The organism is Akkermansia massiliensis, from assembly GCF_023516715.1.
GTDB lineage: Bacteria > Verrucomicrobiota > Verrucomicrobiia > Verrucomicrobiales > Akkermansiaceae > Akkermansia > Akkermansia massiliensis.
In genome coordinates this window covers 326,513-350,254 of sequence record NZ_JAMGSI010000002.1, presented here as the reverse complement: position 1 = coordinate 350,254, position 23,742 = coordinate 326,513, and the positions used below count along the sequence as shown (strand labels likewise).

Sequence of the window (23,742 nt, the reverse complement as noted above, 5' to 3'; positions counted from 1 at the left end):
TCTTTACTTGTAGCTGCGGATGGCAAGGTGCACGTTCTCGAAGGTCAGCGGTTCCTTGTGAAGAATGGGCAGGCTGTCCACGCCGGTGTATTCCCAGGCGGCCACGTAGGCGTATTCTTCGTCGTTGCGCTTGGCTTCGCCGTCCGGCAGCTGGTATTCCACGCGGAAGTGGGCGCCGCAGGATTCCTGGCGGTTCAGGGCGTCATAGCAGAGCAGCTGGGCGAATTCCAGGAAGTCCGCCACGCGGCAGGCTTTTTCCAGTTCCGCATTGATGCCGTCCGCCGTTCCGGTCACACGCACGTTTTCCCAGAATTCCTTGCGGAGCTGGGGAATGCGTTCGATGGCGTTCATGAGGCTTTCTTCCGTACGGGCCATGCCGCAGTCTTCCCACATGATGAGGCCCAGTTCCCGGTGGAAGGAGTCCACCGTCTTGGTGCCCTTCACGTTCAGGAGCTTGTTGATGCGTTCCTTCACTTCGTCTTCCGCGGCCTTGAATTCCGGGGAGGCGGTGGTGACGGAGCCGGGCTTGATGGTCGTGAGGTAGGCGGGCAGCGTGGCGGGAATGACGAAGTAGCCGTCGGACAGGCCCTGCATCAGGGCGGAAGCGCCCAGGCGGTTGGCGCCGTGGTCGGAGAAGTTGGCTTCACCGAGGACGTGCAGCCCCTTCACGTTGGACATGAGGTTGTAGTCCACCCACAGGCCGCCCATCGTGTAGTGGGAGGCGGGATAGATCATCATGGGCGTTTCATGGGGATCGTCGTCTGTGATTTCCTCGTACATGTCGAACAGGTTGCCGTACTGGCCGTCAATCCATTCGCGGCCCATGCGCTTGATTTCATCCGCAAAGTCCAGGAAGACGCCCTTGCCGGTGATGGCTACGCCGCGGCCGTCGTCGCAGGCTTCCTTGGCGGCGCGGGAGGAGATGTCGCGCGGAGCCAGGTTGCCGAAGGAGGGGTACTTGCGTTCCAGGTAGTAATCGCGTTCTTCTTCGGGAACGTCGGAAGGCTTGATTTCCTTCTTGCGGATTTTTTCCGCGGTTTCACGGGACTTGGGCACCCAGATGCGGCCGCTGTTGCGGAGGGATTCCGACATCAGCGTCAGCTTGGACTGGTAGTCGCCCTTGACCGGAATGCAGGTGGGGTGAATCTGCGTGAAGCAGGGGTTGGCGAAGAAGGCGCCGCGCTTGTAGGCCTTGTAGGCGGCGGTGACGTTGCAGCCCATCGCGTTGGTGGACAGGAAGAAGACGTTGCCGTAGCCGCCCGTGCAGAGCAGGACGGTGTCCCCTGCGTAGGACTGGATTTCACCGGTGATCAGGTTGCGGGTGACGATGCCCCTGGCTTCGCCGTCCACCAGCACCAGGTCCATCATTTCATGGCGGGAGAACATTTCAATGTGTCCCTTGGCCACTTCCTTTTCCAGGGCCTGGTAGGCGCCCAGCAGGAGCTGCTGGCCCGTCTGGCCGCGTGCGTAGAAGGTGCGCTTGAGCTGGGCGCCGCCGAAGGAGCGGTTGTCCAGCAGGCCGCCGTATTCACGGCCGAAGGGAACGCCCTGGGCCACGCACTGGTCAATGATGTTGGAGGAAACTTCCGCCAGGCGGTAGACGTTGGCTTCACGGGCGCGGAAGTCGCCGCCCTTCACGGTGTCATAGAACAGGCGGTAGACGGAGTCGCCGTCGTTCTGGTAGTTCTTGGCCGCGTTGATGCCGCCCTGGGCCGCAATGGAGTGGGCGCGGCGGGGGCTGTCCTGGTAGCAGAAGCACTTGACGTTGTAGCCAAGCTCGGCAAGCGTGGCGGCGGCGGAGGCGCCGGCCAGGCCGGACCCTACCACGAGCACGGTGTACTTGCGCTTGTTGTTCGGGTTGATCAGTTTGGACTCAAGCTTGTACTTGGACCATTTGTCCTGAATCGGGCCGGAAGGAATCTTGGCATCCGGCATCCAGTCGCTTACGGGAAAATTAATCATGACTTTGAGAGGAGTTGATGGTTATTTGATGATACCCAGAAGAACCGAGACCGGCACGGAAATGAAGCCCAGGCAGATCACTGCGCCGTAGGCGATGGCGACAAAGTTGTAGAAGGGCCGGATTTTGCGGGAATCAGCGCCCACCGTCTGGAAGATGGACTGCACGCCGTGGCGCAGGTGGCTGAACAGCATCAGGATGGCCAGGATGTAGAAGGCGGAGCACCATACGTTGGAGAATCCGGCCACGATCATCTTGTACACGTCAAAGGTTTCCACCTTGCCGTCGGAAATGAAGGCGGTGTACTGGGCGGGATCGTAACCCACGCGCAGGGTGTACTGGTACAGATGGTAGATCAGGAACACCAGGATAGTCAGGCCGGTGTAGATCATGTAGCGGGAGGAGAGCGTTGCCTTGATCGTGTTCTTGAACACGTAGGGTTCGCGGGCGGCGTGGTTTTCCAGCTTCAGCTGGATGGTCAGCCAGATGTGGATGATGAAGATCACCGCAAGCCCCGCGCGGATGCCCCAGAGGGCTGCTTCCGGCATGGAGTGCAGGCCGTGGGCGTAGGTGTTGATCCATTCAGGGCCTCCGAAGATAAGAAGGTTGCCTGCCAGGTGTCCCGCGAGGAACAAGACCAAACATAACCCCGTCAGAGCCACAATGATTTTGCGGCCGATGGAGGATGTCACGAATGTACATATGGTTTTTACTAGTGCATTCATAGGCGCTCTAATGAAATAAATGCGTCTCCACAGGATGCCCGGTTCAAACCCGGATGGCAAGCCTCTTCTTGAATTCCCGGCGCTTTTTGGATTTTTGAAAAGACGTGAAAAGACGTTGCAGTTCACTAGTTTGGAATAGTTATAATTTTGTTACCTGTTCCGGCTTGACGAGGCTTTCCGCATGGGCGTATCGTCTGCGTATGAAAAGGAGTAAAAAAGAGGTATTGGACGCCGATTTTGCGGCGGCGCGCGCCGGGGTGCTGGATATAGCCGCGTTTCTGGACCGGGTGGACCGGGGGGAAGGGGAGGCGGATTTCCGCTACCGCGCCCTGATGGAAGCGCTCCCCCTCCTGTCCGCCTCCGGCGCCGGGCGCGTCCGGGCCATTCTGGAAGCCCTTTCCTACCGGGATGACGCCGTGCCGGAAACCGCCGCCGCCAAGGCGGCCTGCGGAGCCCCGAACTTCAGCAAATAAGAATCATGGCTTTCATAGAACCTCATATACACATGGTGTGCCGCACCACGGACGAATACCGGGCCATGGCGCAGGCAGGCTGCCTGGCGGTAGGAGAACCGGCGTTCTGGGCCGGCTATGACCGTTCCTCCGCGGACGGTTTCCGGGATTACTTCGTGCAGCTTACGGAATGCGAACCGGCCAGGGCGGCCAAGTTCGGCATGGACCATTACACGTGGCTGTGCATCAACCCTAAGGAGGCGCAGGATGTGGCCTTTGCCCGGGAAGTGATGAAGCTCATCCCGGAATTTATTGACCGTCCGAATGTCCTCGGCATCGGGGAGATCGGGCTGAACCGGAATACCTCCCATGAAATGACTATTTTTGAAGAGCATCTGGACATGGCAATACGCCTGAACCAGCTTGTCCTGATTCACACCCCCCATCTGGAAGACAAGCTGAAAGGGACCAGAATGATTCTTTCCGCCCTGAAAAACCGTCCGGAGCTGGACCCCGGCCGGGTGCTGGTGGACCATTGCGAGGAGCACACCTTCCCGCTGGTGAAGGAGGCCGGCTACTGGGCCGGGCTGACCCTTTACCCCACCAGCAAGCTGAACCCCAAGCGGGCGGCGGATATTCTGGAGCTGTACGGAATGGATCGCGTCTGGGCCAATTCCGCGGCGGACTGGGGAGATTCCGACCCCCTGGCGCTTACGGCCCTGGCCTGCGAGCTTTACAAGCGCGGTTTTTCCCGGCAGGAGGCGGAGAAGCTTCTTTTAGGCAATCCGGAGGCGTTCATGGGACAGTCCCCGAAGTTCCGGAAGGTATCGTCCGTCTAGCCGCATCCCTGGCCGCGGGCCGCTAGTCCCCGTCCGGAAAAAAGACGGTGAAGACGGCTCCCAGGATGACTGCGGCGTCATCCAGGAGACCCAGCTTGCCGATTCCGTCAAACAGGAATTCGTCAGGAGTCAGGATGTAGGCGGCGGCAATGGCGAGCAGCCATATATTCCGCTTGTTGAAAAACCGCGGTTCTCCTTTTTTGCTTTTGAAATACCGGAAAAGGCGCAGGAGCAATTGCTGTTTCTGGAGATTCATGATCAGGATGTGGGGTATGCAGGTTAAAAACGTTTCCCCCTTTCAGGCGGAAGGAGCAGCTTGAAACAGGCGCCCTTCCCGGAACGTGGGGGTGTGCTGCTCCCGGCAGAGCCTGAATGGCCGCTCTGCGCAGGGGTAGGACGGCTGCAAGGATGAGGCGCGCCGCCCGCAGAGGGAAGACGGTTTTTTCCGTATCCGGTTCCGGCTGTTCCGGCGTGGGGGAAAAGGATTTGTGCGGAAGGTGGGGTGACACGGACGCCCCGTGAAGCGTTTCAGCCGGAGGCTGCCTTGAACATCGTTTTTCAGGGGAGGAAAGGAAGAAGTATCTGCCTCCGGTAGGGTAGGCGCGTTGTGCGGATGCAGAAAGGGCCGCCTCACGGAGTCGCGAGGCAGCCCTGAAAGAAAAACGGAGAACCGGTGCGGTTTTATGCCCTGCGGCGGCGCATCATCAGCGCGGCCAGTCCCAGCAGGCCCAGGGTTGCCGTTGCGGGTTCCGGAACGCTGGCGATTTCACTCATCAACTGGCCGATCTGCTCCTGGGAAAGAGCGGAGTCATGAACGTAGAGCTGTTCAACAGCGTCAGCCAGTCCCGCGTCAATCAGAATCTGGGTGATATCCACGCCGCCGAATTTCAGGCCGCTGGCAGTATGGTACGTGGCACTGTCGCCCAGGTAGATGCGGGTGCCGAATTCCCCGGTGACCACGGAAATGGTCAGGGTGCCTTCCGTGCCCAGAGCGGAGGTGGTAGGGCCGCCGCTGTATGCGGCATTGTTCCATAATCCCTGGAGAGTACGGTCCGTATTCAGGCCCGCACCCCAGCTGGTACTTCCTCCCTTGGCGTTAAACAGGGCGGTATAGGCTTCCGGAGTGTTGATTTTGGACAGATCCAGAACCATGGTCACGGTCATGTTGTTGCGCGTGCTTCCCCCGGAAACGGGCTGGCTAAAGGTCGTGCCGGACAACACCAGATTGCCGCCATCGGTCGTGATGGCAACGGAATCCTTCCGGGTGCCGAAATCCGCCAGACGGGAGGTGAAGTCGGAATACCCTACGATGGAACTGTCCAGAAGCGTGGTCGCCGCGGTGGCGCTCAGGCTCATGCCGGCTGCAAGCATTAAGGCGGATAGTATTTTCTTCATGATCAATGTTCTGGAGTAAACGGTACGCGTGCGCATGCATAAGCAGGGCTTCTGCGTAAGTAACTAAATAACGGATTTGGAATCCGGATTTGGAATCCGGCAAGTATGAAAAAGAGGCCAAAGCAATAGGGAAATCAATGAATAACAAAGACCGTTCCACCACGTTAATAAAAGAACCAGAGGCATCAAAAAATCATTATTTCCAACGAATTATGAATGCAATATATTAACCTTTAATATTTTTAATTGTTTGCGGATTCCAAATCCGCTACAAAGCCTAAAAGGAACAGGACAATAGACATGAAGAAAACACTAACAATTTTAGCCGCACTTGGAACCTTCGCCGTTTCCTCAGAAGCCGCGACTGTTTTTAATTATTACACTCCTGGAGCAGACAATTACAACAGCACCATTCATGGGTTCTATCTGGGGCTGGATTCTTCCGCCCTGGCCCCCGTCTCTGGTTCCGGCTCTCCCGCCTCCCTGTCCGGAGATATCCGGCTGGACAGTTTTACTCTGCGCGGGCCCAGCGGCAATACGGGCGCTAACGTCACTTACGGTTTTCTGGTGCTGAACGCTTCCGATAATTCGGTCATCGGCCTGAGCACCAATATGGGAACCTCCGGCAACGGGGTCAATCTGACGTTCAATTTCTCAGCCGTGGATGGTTCTTCCCTGATTCTTGACGCCGGCACGACGTACCGTTACCTGACCGTGAGCCAGGCCGTGATGGACATGATCAATGGAGATACGTCAAAAACGTACTTGTATGCTGCGGGAGGGACAGGCGCGCCTACTTCTTCCACGGATGGAGATACGGTAACCATCAGCAACGGATTGACTGCTCCCGGCATTCGCGGCCATCATGACAGCGCGGGAGCGCCCGATGATTCCATTGTCATTACAGGAGCCAATGGAACCAATACCTTCGCTCAATTATCCCCCATTTTTACGGAGATCCGCGGGGAAGTGGTTCCGGAACCCGCTACGGCCACGCTGAGCCTGCTGGGGCTGGCTGCCCTGATGATGCGCCGCCGCAGGGCCTGAGCCCTTGATGACAGGCTTTTGACGGATAAGGGCTGTTCTCATGGAACGGCCCTTATTTTTTACCCCTGGAAAAAAGGGCTGCGAATGTAACGTATCCGGATGCGGGATTCATGACATCCGGAGGGTGCAAGGATTTCCGGTTTCAGGTTCCCGTATCCGCTTTTCTCCGCATGGCGGCAATTTTCTCAAAGCGCTTTTGCGACGGAGTTCCGGAGACCATCTCCTTTGCCGGAAAATGCAGGTCAAATTCGGCGGCGCACTTTTCATCAAGATCATACACGGCAGCTTCCACGTAACGGCCTTTCATGCTGGATAAGGCCTCTTCCTGCAGTTCGCAGACCTGGAGGGCTGCCGCGTACATGTCATCCGCCGTTCTGATGCCCAGCGTTTCCGCGGCCACGAACCCGTGGCGTGAATAGTAGTCCGGGTCGCCGTACAGCAGAATGGCCCGGAACCCCATTTCACGGGCCTTCATTTTGGTATGTTCGATCATTTGCCGTCCAATTCCCCGGCGCTGGTATTCCGGAAGAACGGAAATGGGCCCCATGCCCAGCACCTCGCATTCCTTCCCGTCATCTGTCCTGATGACGGATTTTGCATAAACGATGTTCCCGACAATGCGGCCGCCGTGGACGGCGACCACATCCAGTTCCGGGATGAAGGAGGGGCTGCCGCGCATGATATGGAGCAGGTAATGCTCATTGCAGCCGGGGGAATAATGGTTCCAGAACGCTTCCCGCGTGACATGTTCCGTTTCGGCATAGTCTGCGGGCTGTTCCGTTCTTAATTTGATGGTCATAGAAGGTCTCTCTTCACGGCTCCCCCTTGGAGAAGTTCCAGAGGCGGTGCATGGTGATGACGTCCGGAATGTTCATGGGGCGTACCACGCGGAAGCCGATCATGCCGCCGTCCGTCAGGTACCAGATGCTTTTGGGGTTCTGGGGATCCTGCCGGTTCCAGGCGGGGGAGCTGGCGCGGCGCGCGGCGCTCCGCAGGCGGTCCGGATCGTCTTCCCAGGAGCCGCCGCGAACGACGTGGGGAGCCTTGGGCGCGATGACCAGGGGGTCTTTGGCGGGCTGGCCGTCCCGCTTGCCGTAGGCATCCGGAAGGTAGGAATCCAGAACCCATTCCGCCACGTTTCCGTGCATGTCCCGGAGGCCCCACTTATTCGGCTTTTTGGAGCCTGTTTTTTGGTAGCGGTCGTTGGAATTGTCCCAGTACCAGGCGTACTGGTCCAGGGCTTCCTCCCCGTTTCCGTAAGAGTAGGCTCCGGGGTTCCCGGCACGGCAGGCGTATTCCCATTCCGCTTCCGTCGGCAGGCGGTAGTAATGCCCGGTCTGGGCGCTCAGCCATTCGCAGAATTTGCTGGCGGCGTGATGGGACATGGAGATGGCCGGCAGGCCGTGTTCATAGCCGTGGCCCATGCCCAGGTTCATGGCGGTGTAGGGGGCTGTGGGCTGCGTGACGGAGTCCCACAGTTCATCGTCCGGCTGTTCCTCCAGAAGCTGGCCGTCCTTGGCGCGCGGACGTCCATTTTCCATGAAGGCCGTATAGAGCTCCCAGGGAATTTCCGTTTCCGAGATCCAGAACGGAGAGACGTTCACTTCATGCCGCGGGCCTTCGTCCGGCTTGCGGCCCGGCTCCTCCGCAGGGCTCCCCATGAGAAAGGTTCCGCCGGGAATGGCGGCCATGCGCAGGGATGCCCCCGCTGCGGGCACCGCTTCCGTATAGGATTCAAAACGTGAGGGGATCCCGGAAGCTTCAATGAGCTGGTGGATTTGGCGTGTGGTGCCGACCAGCTCCCTGGCGGGCAGATCGTCCGGAATAGGGAGGGCGGGTCCGGCGGCGCGGTCCAGCTCCCGTTTTTGCAGTGCGGAGCGGCTCTCTCCCCACTGGCGCGCGCCGGTAATGCGCGCGGCATCCTCCGTGGCCGGGCGGGGGGAGCCGTCGTCCCGGCACCCGGCCAGCAGGGCGCTTCCTCCCAGAAAGCAGGAAACAAGGAAAATGCCGCGCATGGGATGGTGAAGACCGGGAAAGCCTTACATCGTCATGCCCCCGTCACAGGCGATGACCTGTCCGGTGATGTAACGGGCATCGTCAGAGGCGAGGAAGGCCGTCAGGGCGGCGATGTCTTCCACGGAGCCCTGTTCCTTCAGGGGAATTTTCTTGACGATTTCTTCCTTGAGGTTGTCCGGAATGGCGTTGGACATTTCCGTGGAAATGAAGCCGGGGGCAATGGCGTTGCACGTCACCTTGCGCGGGGCGAATTCCAGGGCCAGGGATTTGGTGAAACCGATGAGGCCCGCCTTGGAGGCGGCGTAGTTGGCCTGCCCGATGTTGCCCACGAGGCCGATGACGGAACTCATGTTAATGATGCGTCCGGCAGGGGACTTCATCAGCACGCGCTGCAGGGCTTTCACCGTATTGAACGCGCTTTTCAGGTTGGTATCCATGACGGCGTCCCAGTCTTCCTCCTTCATGCGAAGCATCAGGGAGTCACGGGTAATGCCGGCGTTGTTCACCAGAATGTCGATCTGCGGAAAGTCCTTCAGGATGGCGGAGACGGTTTCCTGAACGGCGGCGTAATCCGCCACGTCGCAGGGATAGGCCTTGCAGGAGTCCGGGAATTCCTTGTTAATCTCTTCTGCGGCTCCTCCACAGCTTGACGGGCTGCGGCTGATCAGGATGACTTTGGCTCCTTCTGAAGCGAAGCGGCGGGCGATGGCATTGCCGATGCCGCGGCCTGCCCCGGTAACGATGGCTGTTTTACCTGCTAACTTTTGCATGCTGCCCACAGTAAACCCGTTTTTCATGGTTCCGGCAAGCTTGAAATGGAAGCGGGAAAGGGCGGTTGTTCTCCACGGCTTTTCCTGTATGGGCGCCTTTTTCCGGTCAATTCGGCGGGAGGAGGTCTTCAGGGTTGGGAGAAAGAACGTTTCCGGCTGTGGCTGGCGTATTGTCCTCCTCCGGTTCCGCCACATCTTCATCCGGCTCGACGAGATCGCTGAATTCATCCGAGTTTTCCAGGATGTCCTTCAGGGCGGAGGAGCCGTAATAGCGGGCTTCCAGCAGCCGCTGGCCCTCCTTTTCACAGCGTTCGCTCAGCATGTCCATCCGTTCCTCCATTTTTTCTGACAGGGCGTCCATTTTTTCCTTTTCCGCATCGCTCAATTTCTCCCGGAAGCCCATGAGACGCTGAATGTCCTTCTGAATGCCCTGCAATTTCTTGACGGCCTTGTCCCCGCTTTCCTTGTCCTGTACTGCCGCCAGCGTCTGCTGGACATCAATGGCTACGGAAAAGGCCTGGTTGAGGAGGGAATCCGCGGACGGAGTTTTTTCCGCCGGGGCTGCCGGCGCGGGTGAAGCCGCCGGGGCAGCCGTTTCACCAAAGGCGAGCGGAACTCCGGCCATCAGGGCGGAGGCCAGGACGGGGACGAGGAAAGTCTTCATCCTGTCTTTCTAAGGCAGGATGAGACCCAAGGCAAGGAGAAAAGGGAAGCTGAAAAGGGGAGGACGGTTATTCCGCCGTGATGCCGCCTTTTTCGTCGTCCAGAATGCCTGACTTTTCCAGGTAATAATCGTACCCGCCCGCATAGGTGGTGATGGTTCCCCGGTTCACGTGCAGGGTTTTTTCCGCCAGGGAGCGGATGAAGTGCACGTCGTGGGAGATGAAGACCAGGGTCCCCTCATAATGTTTCAGGGCCTGCACCAGGGCTTCCACGGACAGGAGGTCCAGGTGGGTGGTCGGTTCGTCCATCAGCAGGAGGTTGGGCGGGTCCACCAGGAACTTGACCAGGCTGAGCCGTGATTTTTCTCCGCCGGAAAGCACGCTGACGCGTTTTTCCACATCCAGCCTCCGGAACAGGAAGGAGCCCAGGATGGATCGGGCCTCCTCCTCCCGGATTTCAGCGTTGCACTTCATGATTTCCTCCAGGACGGTGTTTTCCGTATTCAGGTTTTCCGTGCGTGCCTGGGAGAAGTAGCCGATGCGCGTGGTGGTGCCGGGAGTGCGTTTTCCCGAGTCAATGGGGATGATGCCCGCCAGGATTTTCAGCAGGGTGGACTTGCCCGCGCCGTTGGGGCCCACCAGCACGGTGCGTTCTCCCCGTTCCACCAGCAGGTCCAGGTTTTCATAAACCTTGTGGTCGCCGTAGGACTGGCAGATTTTTTCCAGCTCAATGACCTTCTGGGTGCTGCGCGGAGGCTGGGGAAAGTTGAATTTGAACACCTTCCTGCGGGCCACGGGTTTTTGGATGAGCTTCATCTTTTCCAGTTGCTTGATGCGGCTCTGGACCTGCCCGGCCTTGGAGTTGATGGAGCGGAAGCGGTCGATGAATTCCTGGATGTGCGCGATTTCCTTCTGCTGGTTGCGGTAGGCGGCCTGAAGCTGTTCAAAGCGCATGTCCCTTTGTTTCAGGAAATCCGAGTAGTTGCCGCGGTATTCCACCAGTTCCTCGTTGTCGATGTCGTACACGCTTTCCACCAGTTCGTCCATGAAATCCCGGTCGTGGGAAATCATCAGGATGGCGCCGGGGTAGTTTTTCAGGTAGCGCTGGAGCCACAGCAGGGAAAGGAGGTCCAGGTGGTTGGTGGGTTCGTCCAGCATCAGGAGGTCCGGTTCCAGGACGAGCAGTTTGGCCAGGTACGCGCGCATGATCCAGCCGCCGGACATTTCCCGAGCGGGGCGGTGGAAGTCGCTTTCCCGGAAGGCCAGCCCCTTGAGGATTTTCTTGGCCTTGGGTTCCAGCTGGTAGCCGTTGGCGGCGTTAAAGGTGTCAATGGCCTCCGCATACTCCGGCGTATCCGTCTTGTTGGCGTTTTCCGCCGTCCGGATGACGTGGATGGCGCGTTCCATTTCCGGCGTGATGCCCATGGCTATTTCCAGCACGGTTTCATCCTTCGGTTCGCTGGCTTCCTGCGGAAGATAGCCCACCATGGCGTATTCATCCATGTTGATAGAGCCTTCGTCCGGCGTATCTTCTCCCAGAATCATGCGGAACAGGGTGGACTTGCCCGCGCCGTTGGGGCCTACCAGGGCAACCCGTTCCCCCCAGTTAATGGTCATTTCCGTTTCCCGGAACAGGGTGCGTCCGGCGTGGGATTTCGTGAGGTTTTTGATCGTCAGCATGGTGAAGAGGGGCGGCATTCTACCGGGGAGGGAGGGGGAAGGCAAGAGCCGTCAGGGCAGGGACGGTCATTTTTGAAAGCTTTACTGGATTTTTACGCGTAATCTGCTAGCCTTGGCGCGCCATGCCGACCATGCAGACATTCAGGCTTTTGCTTGCTGCCGCCCTCCTGTGCGGATGGAGTTCCTGCTGCACTCCTCCGGCTGAGGATTATATACAGAGACCTTACGTGCAGCAGCAGATGTCCGGATTGGCGAATGCTTTTCTGGGGCTGCTGCCGCCGGAGAAGGCCGCTCTTCCCGCCGCCAGGGCGGAAGCCAAGTGGCTGGCGGACACGGCGGTAGTCCAGTCCGCGGCGATTGCCCGGAATAACAGGATTGTGCTGTTCGGCTGGCTGAACAACATCCTGGTCAATTCCAACCTGCGCGACAGGGGGCTCTGCTGGCAGGTGCAGCAGGATTTGTACCGTGACATGCGCCGCCGCCCCGTGAAGTTTTTCCGTGTGGGGTTGACCATCCGCGACCATGGAACGGGCAGGGAGCACAGCTGCGTGTACGTGAACGCTGCCGGAGGGGGATTGCAGGGTTCCATCGTCCTGGACGCCTGGAAGAACTGCGGGCATCTGGTGGTGCTGACCCAGAAGGACCGGGAAGGGGGCAAATGGGAGGAGGACTGGCGGGAACCGTTCGTGTCCAAGGCCTTTCCTGAAGGGCATTCCTACGGAATGGACCATCACCTGGTCTGGCCCGGATGGGCCAGGAAACGCCCCCTGCTGATCCAGAGGATATTCCAGTCCGGTCAGCAGGAGGAGGCGAAGGCAAGCGGTTCCGCTGCTGTCCATAAAGAAGCTGGCGCTTCCGGCGGCGGAGCTTCCAAGGCTGCCTGAATGTAAAAGGCCGTTTAACGAGGCCGGAGCTTGTGCACGTCCCTGCTTGATGGCGGGTGACGCCTGCATGTGCGGGGAATGCCTGCGTTTGCTACGGCGTCCGCCGTTTTTAAGGAAAATCCCGGTGAACCGGCAAATGACGGCTGAAAACCGGGTTCCGGGCAAATAAAAACGCACTCAGTGCGTACACCGAGTGCGGATTAATTGGATGATTTGCTAATGTTGCAGGGCGAGGCCCTGCTGCAAACTTACTTGCCCTTGGCCTGCACAACCGGAGCGGGAGCAGGAGCGGTGGTTTGCTGTTGCTGCTGCTGCTGGGAGCAAGAAGCGACCAGGCAAGCGGCGCCGGCGATGGCGAGGATAGCGATGTTCTTCATAATTCGAATTAAATACAGTGTTTGTTAACTACTGGAACCTCCGCATCCACGGAGGTTTGCTGGGACCAATGTAAATGGTGGCAAGTAGAAATCAAGAGATTTTCTTGTTCCATGTCACGGCATTACAGAAAAGAGCAGGACCCCCGGTTTCAGGAGTCCTGCTCTTTTTGATGCGTTATGGAAAACGGTTTGTTTCAAAACCGTTTTTTACGGTCACAGGCTGGTGCCTAGTTCAATAATGGAGTAGTCCCCGTCCGGCCTCCGGTACACGATCTGGAGCACGTCGCGTCGCGCATTCCTGTAGAGCACGAAGGGCTTGTCGGAAAGTTCCAGTTCCATGATGGCTTCCTCCTTGTAAAGCTTCTTGAGATTGTAGCTTTCTCTGTGAATGAGGAGGGGTTCCGGGTCTTCCTTGGAATCTCCGGGGTAATCCAGTACGGAATCGTCATATACCGTTTCATCCAGCTTGCGGATGGTTTCCTGGTGATGGGGGCGGAAATTTTTCATCAGGCGCGTCTTGTGCTTGCGCATGCGGCGCATGATTTTGGTGATCGTTTCGTCGATGCAGGCGTACATGTCCGTCCCTTCCGTGGAAGCGTCAATGGTGATGTGGTCCGAGCAGAACAGAATCACCTGGGAAATCTTGCGGTCGCGTTGCACATCAAGCAATACTTTAACCTCCATAATGCGTGGGAAGTCCAGGCGGATCCCCTCAATCTTTTTCGTTACGAATTCCCGAATCGCGTCTGTGACTTCCACGTGGCGCCCCGTGATCGTAATGGGTGTGTTTACGTTTACCTTTTGCATTGTCGTACCTCTTTCTAGTTGATGTTAATGCGCGGAACCCAGTCCGCACCTTTCAAGATATACAGATTTGACAATGTTTGTCGAGGAATCCTTTCTTTTTTTCCGTGTGCGGGGAAGGGGATTTTTCCGCTCTTGTTCCCTCATGCCGGGGCCGGGCAACTCTCCTACCTGTTGTGAGCCAAGCCGCCGGAAGGGGCCTGCGTTTTTCCTTTCCCTTCCGCCGCCCCCGGAAAGCGTTTCCGGACCTCTGTCATACGGTCGCAGCCATGAAAATTTTTATTTGAAAGTACTTGACATGCTGCGGAAGTAGGTTATAACAATTCCGCACTCCTCTACGGATGCTCTTTAAATCGCGGGATGGAGCAGCCAGGTAGCTCGTCAGGCTCATAACCTGAAGGTCGCAGGTTCAAATCCTGCTCCCGTAACCATTTGAAAGCCCTGCAAGTCAAAAGCTTGCAGGGCTTTTTCGTGCCCCTGCGCCATGGGGCGGAAGTAATTCTTTTAAAAAGGTCATCCTTGAAAGGGAAGTGGCTGTGAACGGGTATTTTATGGCCGTGTGGAGCAATGGTGCGCCGTTACTGCCGTCTTTGGCCTTGTGGCGATTACGGACAAAGGGTATGGTGCAGCAAGATAATCTGCGCCACTGGACGGCATGACGAAGGAAAACGGCCCGTTGCCCGGCCGGAAACGATCGTTTGCATCCCTTCCGTGGCGCCGCTCCGGCTGAATAATATAAAACACTACAATAATGGGAAACTCAATTGACCATGGCATGTTCCGGAAGTCCGTCCTGCTGGCTTTCGGATTGTCTTTTTCCTTCTCCGGTCTCGCCGTTGCCGCATCGGGAGAACTGACCCCGGAACAACAGGTCCAGCCCGTTGAAGGCGCCAGGAAAATCAACCCTGCCGCCGTGGAAGTGCTGCTTGGCAAGAACCACCGGATGACATTCGATTTTTACGGGGACAACGTTTTCCGGATTTTCCGGGATGACAAGGGCGGCATTATCCGCGACCCCAAGGCGGAGCCGGAAGCCCGCATCCTGGCGGACAACCCCCGGAAGCCGGTTTCCCGCCTGGACGTGGACCAGCAGGGAGATGTGGTCACCATCACCACAGGGAAGATCAGGATTGAAATAGACAAAAAGACCTCTCTTCTCAAGATCATCAACCTGAAGGACAATTCCGTGGTGGTGGAGCAGGCGGCCCCCGTCCTTTTTGAAAAGGGCAGCACCAGCTTTTCCCTGAAAGCGAAGCCGGATGAATATTTCTACGGCGGCGGCGTGCAGAACGGCCGTTTTTCCCACAAGGGGAAGGTGATTTCCATTGAGAACCAGAACAGCTGGACGGATGGCGGCGTGGCTTCCCCCACTCCCTTCTACTGGTCCACCGGCGGCTACGGCGTCATGTGGCATACCTTCAAGAAGGGCCAGTATGATTTCGGCTCCAGGGAGAAGAACCTGGTCAGCCTTTCGCATGATGAAAATTACCTGGACGTCTTTTTCATGGTCAACGACGGGCCCGTCAGCCTGCTGGGGGATTTCTACCAGCTTACCGGCGCCCCCGTCCTGCTGCCCAAGTTCGCCTTTTACCAGGGCCACCTGAACGCCTACAACCGGGATTACTGGAAGGAAGACGAGAAGGGCATCCTGTTTGAGGACGGAAAACGGTACAAGGAAAGCCAGAAGGATAACGGAGGCATTAAGGAATCCCTGAACGGGGAGTTGAACAATTACCAGTTTTCCGGCCGCGCCGTGGTGGACCGCTACAAGGCCCATGACATGCCGCTGGGATGGCTCCTGCCGAACGATGGCTACGGAGCCGGCTACGGCCAGACGGATACCCTGGACGGCAATATCGCGAATTTGAAGAACCTGGCGGACTACGCCAGGAAGAACGGCGTGGAAATAGGCCTGTGGACCCAGTCCGACCTGCATCCCAAGCCGGAAATCAGCGCCCTGCTCCAGCGCGACATCGTGAAGGAGGTGAGGGACGCCGGAGTGCGCGTGCTGAAGACGGACGTCGCCTGGGTGGGCGCCGGCTATTCCTTCGGCCTGAACGGCATTACGGACGTGGCCCAGATCATGACCTATTACGGTAACAACAGCCGACCGTTCATCATTTCCCTGGACGGCTGGGCCGGAACCCAGCGTTATGCCGGCATCTGGTCGGGCGACCAGACGGGCGGCGTCTGGGAGTACATCCGTTTCCATATTCCCACCTACATCGGCTCCGGCCTCTCCGGCCAGCCCAACATCTGTTCGGACATGGACGGCATTTTCGGCGGGAAGAATCCGCTGGTGAACGTCCGCGATTTCCAGTGGAAGACCTTCACTCCCATGGAGCTGAACATGGACGGCTGGGGAGCCAATGAAAAGTATCCCCACGCCTTCGGGGAACCCTATACCTCCATCAACCGGTGGTACCTCAAGCTCAAGTCGGAATTGCTTCCGTACGCCTACAGCATCGCGGAGGAATCCGTTTCCGGCCTGCCCATGATCCGGGCCATGTTCCTGGAATACCCCAATCCCTACACGCTGGGGAAGGCCACGCAGTACCAGTTCCTGTACGGCCCCTATTTTCTGGTGGCGCCCGTTTACCAGGAAACCAGGGCGGACAAGGAGGGGAATGACGTGCGCCACGGCATTTACCTGCCGGAAGGACAATGGATCGATTATTTCACCGGGGATTTGTATGAAGGCGGCAAGATTTACAATGACGTTGACGCTCCCCTGTGGAAACTGCCCGTGTTTGTCAAGAACGGCGCGATCATTCCCATGGCCAATCCGAGCAACAATGTCTCGGAAATCAATCCTAACCTGCGCATTTACGAGCTTTACCCGCACGGCAGCACTTCCTTTACCGCGTATGACGACGACGGCGTGACGGAGGAATACAGGGCCGGCAAGGGTGTCCGCACCCTGGTTGAATCCCGGGCGGACGACAAGAACAACGTGACCGTCACCGTTCATCCGGCGGTGGGGGATTTCAACGGCTTCCAGAAGAAGAAGGCCACGGAGTTCCGCATCAATGTGACGCAGAAGCCGTCCAGCGTTTCCGCCAAAGTCGGGGAAAACAGCGTCAACCTGGCGGAAGCGAATTCCATGGAGGATTTCAAGTCCCGGGAGAACGTGTATTTCTATGACCAGGCTCCCAACCTGAACAGGTTTGCGACCAAGGGAAGCGATTTTGAGAAGAAGGTGATTGCCAAAAACCCGCAGCTGCTGGTGAAGCTGGCCCCGGCGGATATTACGGCTGTCCCCACCGTGCTTTCCGTGGAAGGCTTCCGCTTTGAACCCGCGGAAAAATACCGTGTCTCTTCCGGCGCCCTGACCGCTCCCGCTAATGCCAGGGTGACGGAGGAAAACGCGGCCGCATATACCTTGACTCCTTCATGGGATGCTGTTCCGAACGCTGATTTTTATGAAATCGAATTCGGCGGAATGCTGTATACCACCATCAAGGGGACGGAGTTCCTGTTTGAGGATTTGGAGGCGGAAACGCCCTATTCCTTCAATGTACGCGCCGTCAACAAGGACGGCCATTCCGCCTGGACGGCCATCAGCGCGAAGACCAAGGCCAACCCGCTTGAGTTCGCCATTCCGGGAATCGAAGGTGAAACGAGCGTGGAAAACCAGGGCAATTCCCTGACGAAACTCTTTGACTTCAAGGAAAAGGACGCGTGGCACACGAAGTACAACGAGAAGGCCGTGCCGTTTGACCTGGTTCTGGACCTGAAGACCATCAACAAGCTTGAGAAGTTCCATTACGTTCCGCGTGAGGACGGCGGCAACGGAACGCTCCTGAAGGGCTCCATTTCCTACAGCATGGACCGGGAAAACTGGACGAAGGCCGGAACGTTCCAGTGGGACAAGAATGGCGACGTGAAGATCTTCAACTTCAAGGACGCCCCCACGGCGCGCTACATCAAGCTGAATGTCACGGAAGGCGTGGGCGACTACGGCTCCGGCAGGGAAATCTACGTCTTCAAGGTGCCGGGCACGGAAAGCTATCTGCCGGGCGACATCAATAATGACGGCAAGATCGACCGGAACGACCTGACCTCCTACATCAACTACACGGGCCTGCGGAAAGGCGATTCCGACTTTGAAGGCTACATCAGCAACGGAGACATCAACAAGAATGGCCTTATTGACGCTTACGATATTTCCGTGGTAGCCACCCAGCTGGAAGACGAAGCCGACCAGCCGCAGGAAGAAGCCGCCAGGAAGGACGAGGAAGGGGATAAGAAGGAAGGGGACGGCGAGAAGAAGAAAGCCGCCGAGGAGGCAAAGAAGAAAGCCCGCTTGGACGGAAAGCTCCTGCTCAGCGCCGATAAGAAGAGGTACGCCAAGGGAGACGCCGTCAAGGTGACCGTGAAGGGCCGGAACCTCCGGCTGGTGAATGCTCTGAGCTTTGCCCTCCCGTACGATCCCAAGGATTTGGAATTCGTGGGCGTGGAGGTTAAGAACATGAAGAAGATGGAGAACCTGACGAACGACAGGCTTCATACGAACGGAACCAAGGCCCTGTATCCCACCTTCGTCAATATCGGGGACAAGGAACCTGTGGAGGGAACCTCCGAGCTGTTTGTGCTGAAGTTCAAGGCCCGTCGCGACGTGAAGTTCCAGCCGAAGCTCACGGACGGCATGGTGGTGGATAAAAAGCTGAACACCAGGAAATTGTAATTTTAACATCCTGATGCGGCTCCATGCGCGGCTGGACAGCGTCCACGCATGGAGGCCGCCGTTTCCGGCAGGGCGCCCCCGCGGCTTTCGCCGCCGTGGAACGGCGCCCTTCCGCATGTTCCGGAGGCTTCCGGACGGAGCGGCGGAGGGGAAATATTTCCCTGCGTTGCTGTTCCGGCGGAGGGGTGACGCAATGAGGCTCCCTTCACGGGCGGATGAACCGTTTTTTTCTGGAGCGCCCGGTCTTTTCACTTATGTTGGGGGTGCCAGACAGGCGCCCACGATGCCATGACCGGCCCCGGACTCATCTCCTTGTTCTGCTTTCTGATGACGGCCGCCCATTTTTTGCGCGGCGGGATGCATGCGGGCGTCATTTTGTGCATGGGGCTGGCGGCGCTTTCGTTTTCCCGGCGCGGCTGGCTCCGCAGGAGCGTCACGTTCCTGCTGCTGGCCTCCCTGCTTTTCTGGGGGGCGGAAACCTGGCATCTGGCCAGGCTGCGGATGATGGAGGGACTGCCGTTTCTGCGGCTGGCCGCCATTCTGGCGGGCGTACTGCTGCTTCATGCGGCGGCCATCCTGTGGCGCAGGCGCGGGGAGAAGGATTTGCCTGTTCCGGAGCTGGCGCGCAGCCGCGTGTTTTCCGCCTCCGTGCTATTTCTGTTTCTGCTGGATGCGCTGGCCCCTTTCCGCCTGCTGCTGGGAGAGCGTGTTCTGCCGTGGCAGGGCGTCAACGGATTCGTGATTCTTCTTCTGGCCTGGTGGGGAGGCTATTGTGCGGAGGGGCTGCTGAATCCGCAGGCGTCTCCCCGCAGGCGGCGGCTGATGTGGACCGTATTCGCCTCCGTGTTTTTTCTTCAGTTTCTGCTGGGCGTGACGGTGGCTTCCTCCCTTCTGATGACGGGCAGGCTGCATGTTCCCGTGCCGTTCATGATGATTTCCGGCCCGGTTTACCGGGGAGAAGGCATCTTCATGCTGGCGCTGTTCAGCGTATCCGTCCTTCTGGCCGGGAGCGCGTGGTGCAGCCATCTGTGCTACTTCGGGGTGTGGGACTGCCTGTCCGCCGCCTCCTCCCGCAGAAAGGGGCGTCCGGTGAAGGGAGGCAAGGGCCTCCGGGACTGGAGATGGGCGGCCCTCGCCGCAGCGGTGGGAACGCCGCTGCTCCTGTCCCTGTGGGGACTCCCGGTGGAATACGCCCTGGCGGTTGCGCTTGCCGCGGCTTTCCTGGCTCCCCTGGCCTGGAGAATGAGCGCCGCGGGCGGCGTGAGGGAATATTGCAGCAGGTTTTGCCCCATGGGGCTGGCCGCCGGTTTGCTGGGCAGGCTGTCCCCCTGGCGCATGCTCGTGAAGGAGACGTGCACCGGGTGCATGCAGTGCGCCGCCGCCTGCCGTGACCTCGCCATCTCGCGCGAGGGCGGGGCCTGCCGCATTTCCAGGCGCTGCACCCTTTGCCGGGACTGCATTTCCCGGTGTTCCCACGGCGCTCTGGGCCTCGGCATGGCCGGTCCCTTCTCCTCTGTGCCGTCCGCGCGGGCGGACATGTATTTTGTAACGCTGGTTTCCGTCATGCACGTGGTGTTCCTGGCGACGGCGCGAGTCTGATTTTATTCATCATGAGAAATACCTACACCCTGGAATATCCGTTTTGCGGAGGATGGATGGAACCCGCCCAGTGGCAGGCCGTTCTGGACGCCGTGGACGGGGGATGCCGCCTTGTTTCCTTTTCCACCCTGTCCATTCCTCTGGACGGGGTGGATGAGCGGGAATGCGTGGAGAAGGGCATTGCCCTGGCGGAAAAGCTTTCCCGCCTGGTTCCCTATACGGAACAGGCCGTGGATGTAGGTTCCTCCCTCTGCTGGGGGGAAAACCGGGACGCATGGCTGGAGTTCGCCGGAAAGTTGAACAGGTTTTCCGCTCCCGTTTCCTTCCCCGCGTATGAAATACGCAAAAACCGCGAACGTCTTTTTTCCTCGGACCCGCAGCCTGAAGGACGTTTTTCCGCCCTGCACAAGCGCGCCCGTATTTGTCTGGAAGAGGCTCCGCACCATGAATTCGGGCTGTTTTCCTGTGACCTGGGCTTTGTGGTTCCCAAGGGCGGCCATCCGGAGGGCGGCGTGCATTTGTTTGCCGGAGGCGGGGGCGGCATTCAGGGGGGCAGTGCGGCCCTGGCGCCGCGGGCGGCATCCTGGCTGGGGCGGTATTCCCTGCCGGAGGCCGTGAAGGCGGCGGGGGTGCTGACGGCCCTGAATGAACAGTTCGGGGAACCGGACAATCCGCGCAAGAGGAGATTGAAGTCGCTGTTCGCCTCCCGCAGCCTGGACTGGGTTCTGAATGAATTGAAAAACGCCGGCTTGTACCCGGGAGAGGGGGAGCAACCTGAGTTTTCCTCTTCCGGGGAGTGGAGCCGCAATGATTTCTATAACGGGCTGCTGGTGGCGCTCCCTTCCGGCAGTCTGGAGGATACGCCGGAATATGCCGTGGCGTCGGCATGGCGGCGCGTGGTCCCTTTTTTGACTTCTCCGGTGCGCATCACGCCGCGGGGCAATTTGAGGCTTCATCCGGCGGACAGGTGCGTGGCGGAACGCATCAAGGTACTGCTGCGCGGGTCCAGGCATTTTCCCCCGCTCTCCATTGAATCCTGCTCCTGCCGCGGCTTGCCGGGCTGCCGCCGCGCCCGCGCCGCTTCTTCCCTGGTCCACCGGGAGCTCAACGGATGGCTGGAAGAAATTCTGCATGAATTCGGGCTGGATGACGAACCCGTGGTGTTCCGGATTTCCGGCTGTCCCAACGGCTGCTCCCGCCCCTTGTTTGCAGAGCTGGCCATGGTGGGCCGCAGCGAGGGCGTTTACGATGTTTTTGCCGGAGGGCGCGCCCAGGGCGACAGGACGGCGTTCCTGCTGCGCCGCGCCGTTCCCCTTGGCGAAGTGAGGGAGCTGTTCCGGGAACTTTTCCGGCAGTTCGCCCTTGCCAAAGGGGAGAATGAGGAGTGGACGTTCGGGGAGTGGGTCTTTGACCGCCTGCTTTCCGGAGAGACAGAGCCGTGACGGCTGCACCGTCCGTGAATTCCACGGGAAGCTTCAGGGGGCGCGCCGGGACCTCCCTGTTTTTTCATGGGCATGCATCAGGAGGCGCGAAGATGAAAGCCGCGTTTTTCCTTTTTCCGGTATGTTGTTGTGTGGCGATTTTTTGACCTGAAAATGGTTCAGGCGGGTTCCGGAACGGATATGGTGGGGAATCATGTCCCTGGCCTCTTTTTTCTATGCCGCCTGTTTTGGCTGCGCCGTCGGCTTTGCGTGTGGCGCGGAAGGTTTTTCCTCCTGGAACGGAACGGCGGGCGGCGTGTCCTCCCTGTCCGGACTCTGGGCGCAAAGCTACGGAGCCCGTCCCGGCAACGTGCATTTGTACAGGAATGGCGAGAATCCGTGGCTTCAGGAGTTCAACGTGTCCCTGCGGGCCCAGTACCAGGCGGCGGCCGTGTCCCCCAGCGGTTCCGGGACGTACCCCGGCTCCCACGGGCGCACGGAGGAATGGCGGCGGCTGAGGCTGGGCTGGAACGCCAGGGTGCTCCGGGACCTGAAAGTGGCTAATATCTGGAACATGGGCGGCGTGGACAGTCTGGGCTATTACAAGGGCGGACGCTGGAACAACCACAAAATGACCCGCGGCAACCTTTATGAGGCCCATTTGGAATATTCCCTGCCGGGCGCTGTTGTGGGTGCGGGGAAGGTGCTTCCCGTCATTCTGGCGGAGAACCGCATTTCCAGTTCCAAGTATAAGCTGCCGGAGATTTCCGCCGTGGAAAACATGCTGGTCAGCGACAGTTCCTTCGGCGTCTGGAGCTATAATGACGAAAAGAAGGAGCCGCTGGGGTATTACGCGGGCCTGTGGTCCAACACGGACGAGAGGAGCCGCGGAACCTGGGGCACTTGGGAGTCCGTGAACATGAGCCTGGGCCTGTCCGCGCGCGCGGACGGCCTGCTGCTGAAGGAAGGGCGGCTTTACTGCGACTGGATTTACAACTGGGGCGACATGAAGGACCGCCCCTACGACGGCAATTACACGGGCACCGGGGCGCGGAACGTGCTGGCGCTGTATTATTACGGAAAGCAGGGCGCATTTGAGCTGATGGCCCAGGCGGTCTGGGCCTCCCGGCTGCGGGAGTATTCCTCCGGCGGCGTGATAGCTCCGTCCGGCCTGGCGGGGCTGACCGTCATGCCGTCCCTCAACCTGACGGGGCATGTGCAGGCGGTCGCCCGCTACCAGCTCGCATTCGGTCCGGACGCCGTGAAGCCGAACAAGCGCTATGCCTCCCTGGCGGAAAGGGGAGGGAACCGCGTGGATTGCTACCAGGCCGTGGCCGCCGGGTTGAATTTCTTTGTGTACCGGGACGATCCCGCGCGGCTGAAGATCATGACGATGGCGGAGTACGGGCATTCCCGCGGAGGCCGTTCCGCCGGGTTTACGGGGTGGACGTTTATCTGCGGCGCGTACACGAATTTCTGACCGTGTCCGGCGCCGTTTATGTGACAACATTGCAACCAGGCGGCTCTTGTCCGGCGGCGGGGAAGGTTTTAGGTTGGCTCCGTTCCCGGAGGAAAGCCGCCGCTGCTGCTCCTTCAACGACCAGACATTACAGATTATGAATAAAGTCAGTTGCATCATCATGGATTGGGCCGGTACGGCCGTGGACTTCGGCTGTTTCGCCCCTTTGAACGTTTTTTTGAGCGTGTTCAGGGAAAAGGGCCTGGATATCACCTACAGGCAGGCGCGGGAACCCATGGGGTTGCTGAAAGTGGACCACATCCGCGCCATTCTGGAAATGGAGCCGGTTCGCGAACAGTTTGAGAGGAAGTACGGCCGTTCCTGGAATGAATCCGACGTGCGGGAGCTTTACGCCGGGTTTGAAACGCACCTGTTCGCCTCCCTGAAGGATTTCACCACCCCCATTCCCGGCGTGGTGGAAACGCTGGAGGGGCTGAAGGCCCGTGGCATCAAAGTCGGGTCCACCACGGGCTACACGGCGGAGATGATGGACATTGTGCGTCCCGGGGCTGCCGCCCGGGGTTACGTGGTGGACAACCTGGTGACGCCGGACGAAGTGCCCGCGGGCCGTCCCGCGCCGTACATGGTTTACCGGAACATGATTGACCTGGAGATCCCCTCCGTGGACCAGGTGGTGAAGGTGGGCGATACGATGGCGGATATCCGGGAAGGATTGAGTGCGAAAGTGCACACCGTGGGCATCATCACGGGCAGCAATGAACTGGGCCTGAGCGAGGAGGAATATGAGGCCATGCCCGCCGCAGAATTGAACAGAATGAAGGAGGAAGTGCGCCGCCGCATGCTGGACGCGGGAGCGCATTACGTGCTGGATTCCATTCGTGAACTGCCCGCCTGCATTGAGGAGATCAACGCCTCCATGAACCGCTAGCCTTTCAACCATCCAT

Annotated in this window: 20 protein-coding genes and 1 tRNA gene; 10 read left to right on the top strand and 11 right to left on the bottom strand. The window is 58.9% G+C overall.

Annotated elements, in window-relative coordinates:
* Positions 1-3: 3 nt before the first annotated feature.
* Both M8N44_RS09210 and M8N44_RS09205 read right to left on the bottom strand, forming a co-directional pair.
* Positions 4-1,962, bottom strand: coding sequence for a fumarate reductase/succinate dehydrogenase flavoprotein subunit (locus tag M8N44_RS09210; RefSeq protein WP_102721139.1), 1,959 nt, complete (start codon positions 1,960-1,962; stop codon positions 4-6).
* Between the two features lie 21 nt (positions 1,963-1,983).
* Positions 1,984-2,685 carry a succinate dehydrogenase cytochrome b subunit gene (locus tag M8N44_RS09205; RefSeq protein ID WP_102721140.1) on the bottom strand — a complete coding sequence of 234 codons (702 nt, stop codon included), beginning with the start codon at positions 2,683-2,685 and terminating at the stop codon, positions 1,984-1,986.
* A gap of 200 nt (positions 2,686-2,885) precedes the next feature.
* Here M8N44_RS09205 and M8N44_RS09200 point away from each other — a divergent pair, with 200 nt between their 5' ends.
* Both M8N44_RS09200 and M8N44_RS09195 read left to right on the top strand, forming a co-directional pair.
* Positions 2,886-3,158, top strand: coding sequence for a hypothetical protein (locus M8N44_RS09200; RefSeq protein WP_022395924.1), 273 nt, complete (start codon positions 2,886-2,888; stop codon positions 3,156-3,158).
* A 5-nt stretch (positions 3,159-3,163) separates the two neighbouring features.
* Positions 3,164-3,976, top strand: coding sequence for a TatD family hydrolase (locus M8N44_RS09195; protein ID WP_180971107.1), 813 nt, complete (start codon positions 3,164-3,166; stop codon positions 3,974-3,976).
* Positions 3,977-3,998: 22 nt separating this feature from the next.
* Here the strand turns inward: M8N44_RS09195 and M8N44_RS09190 are convergent, their stop codons facing one another.
* Together M8N44_RS09190 and M8N44_RS09185 are read right to left on the bottom strand one after the other, a co-directional pair.
* Positions 3,999-4,232: a YkvA family protein gene (locus M8N44_RS09190; protein WP_022395926.1), complete on the bottom strand. Its 234-nt coding sequence runs from the start codon at positions 4,230-4,232 to the stop codon at positions 3,999-4,001.
* A 425-nt stretch (positions 4,233-4,657) separates the two neighbouring features.
* Positions 4,658-5,371 carry a PEP-CTERM sorting domain-containing protein gene (locus M8N44_RS09185; protein WP_180975216.1) on the bottom strand — a complete coding sequence of 238 codons (714 nt, stop codon included), beginning with the start codon at positions 5,369-5,371 and terminating at the stop codon, positions 4,658-4,660.
* A 300-nt stretch (positions 5,372-5,671) separates the two neighbouring features.
* Between M8N44_RS09185 and M8N44_RS09180 the strand changes: the two genes are divergently transcribed.
* A complete protein-coding gene (locus M8N44_RS09180) occupies positions 5,672-6,418 on the top strand; it encodes a PEP-CTERM sorting domain-containing protein (RefSeq protein ID WP_022397868.1) in 747 nt (248 codons plus the stop codon).
* 142 nt (positions 6,419-6,560) lie between these two features.
* On the opposite strand, the gene M8N44_RS09175 is transcribed toward M8N44_RS09180, so the two are convergent.
* The 5 genes from M8N44_RS09175 to M8N44_RS09155 all read right to left on the bottom strand — a co-directional run bounded on the left by M8N44_RS09175 (position 6,561) and on the right by M8N44_RS09155 (position 11,546).
* Positions 6,561-7,217 carry a GNAT family N-acetyltransferase gene (locus tag M8N44_RS09175; protein WP_102728609.1) on the bottom strand — a complete coding sequence of 219 codons (657 nt, stop codon included), beginning with the start codon at positions 7,215-7,217 and terminating at the stop codon, positions 6,561-6,563.
* Between the two features lie 13 nt (positions 7,218-7,230).
* Positions 7,231-8,433 (bottom strand): formylglycine-generating enzyme family protein, encoded by a 1,203-nt coding sequence (locus M8N44_RS09170; RefSeq protein ID WP_022397870.1) that lies wholly within the window; start codon positions 8,431-8,433, stop codon positions 7,231-7,233.
* 24 nt (positions 8,434-8,457) lie between these two features.
* Positions 8,458-9,204, bottom strand: a complete 747-nt coding sequence (fabG, locus tag M8N44_RS09165; protein ID WP_102721145.1) for a 3-oxoacyl-[acyl-carrier-protein] reductase — start codon at positions 9,202-9,204, stop codon at positions 8,458-8,460.
* Positions 9,205-9,310: 106 nt separating this feature from the next.
* Positions 9,311-9,868: a hypothetical protein gene (locus M8N44_RS09160; protein ID WP_102728610.1), complete on the bottom strand. Its 558-nt coding sequence runs from the start codon at positions 9,866-9,868 to the stop codon at positions 9,311-9,313.
* A 67-nt stretch (positions 9,869-9,935) separates the two neighbouring features.
* Positions 9,936-11,546, bottom strand: a complete 1,611-nt coding sequence (locus M8N44_RS09155; protein WP_102721317.1) for an ABC-F family ATP-binding cassette domain-containing protein — start codon at positions 11,544-11,546, stop codon at positions 9,936-9,938.
* Positions 11,547-11,677: 131 nt separating this feature from the next.
* Here M8N44_RS09155 and M8N44_RS09150 point away from each other — a divergent pair, with 131 nt between their 5' ends.
* On the top strand, positions 11,678-12,430 hold the full coding sequence (locus M8N44_RS09150; protein ID WP_146021144.1) for a hypothetical protein: 753 nt from the start codon (positions 11,678-11,680) through the stop codon (positions 12,428-12,430).
* A 248-nt stretch (positions 12,431-12,678) separates the two neighbouring features.
* On the opposite strand, the gene M8N44_RS13940 is transcribed toward M8N44_RS09150, so the two are convergent.
* Together M8N44_RS13940 and hpf are read right to left on the bottom strand one after the other, a co-directional pair.
* Positions 12,679-12,807, bottom strand: coding sequence for a hypothetical protein (locus M8N44_RS13940; RefSeq protein WP_012420041.1), 129 nt, complete (start codon positions 12,805-12,807; stop codon positions 12,679-12,681).
* Positions 12,808-13,020: 213 nt separating this feature from the next.
* Positions 13,021-13,614: a ribosome hibernation-promoting factor, HPF/YfiA family gene (gene hpf, locus M8N44_RS09145; RefSeq protein WP_022397875.1), complete on the bottom strand. Its 594-nt coding sequence runs from the start codon at positions 13,612-13,614 to the stop codon at positions 13,021-13,023.
* A 351-nt stretch (positions 13,615-13,965) separates the two neighbouring features.
* Here hpf and M8N44_RS09140 point away from each other — a divergent pair.
* The 6 genes from M8N44_RS09140 to phnX all read left to right on the top strand — a co-directional run bounded on the left by M8N44_RS09140 (position 13,966) and on the right by phnX (position 23,726).
* Positions 13,966-14,042: transfer RNA gene (locus tag M8N44_RS09140), tRNA-Met, on the top strand.
* A 320-nt stretch (positions 14,043-14,362) separates the two neighbouring features.
* Entirely contained in the window at positions 14,363-18,298 is a 3,936-nt protein-coding gene (locus tag M8N44_RS09135) for a TIM-barrel domain-containing protein (RefSeq protein ID WP_102728612.1), read from the top strand.
* A gap of 288 nt (positions 18,299-18,586) precedes the next feature.
* On the top strand, positions 18,587-19,897 hold the full coding sequence (locus M8N44_RS09130) for a 4Fe-4S binding protein (RefSeq protein ID WP_102728613.1): 1,311 nt from the start codon (positions 18,587-18,589) through the stop codon (positions 19,895-19,897).
* 11 nt (positions 19,898-19,908) lie between these two features.
* Positions 19,909-21,339: an assimilatory sulfite reductase (NADPH) hemoprotein subunit gene (locus tag M8N44_RS09125; RefSeq protein ID WP_102728614.1), complete on the top strand. Its 1,431-nt coding sequence runs from the start codon at positions 19,909-19,911 to the stop codon at positions 21,337-21,339.
* Between the two features lie 193 nt (positions 21,340-21,532).
* Complete coding sequence (locus M8N44_RS09120; RefSeq protein WP_102728615.1) at positions 21,533-22,798, top strand: hypothetical protein; 1,266 nt, start codon at positions 21,533-21,535, stop codon at positions 22,796-22,798.
* A gap of 136 nt (positions 22,799-22,934) precedes the next feature.
* Entirely contained in the window at positions 22,935-23,726 is a 792-nt protein-coding gene (gene phnX, locus M8N44_RS09115; RefSeq protein WP_102728706.1) for a phosphonoacetaldehyde hydrolase, read from the top strand.
* Positions 23,727-23,742 lie beyond the last annotated feature (16 nt).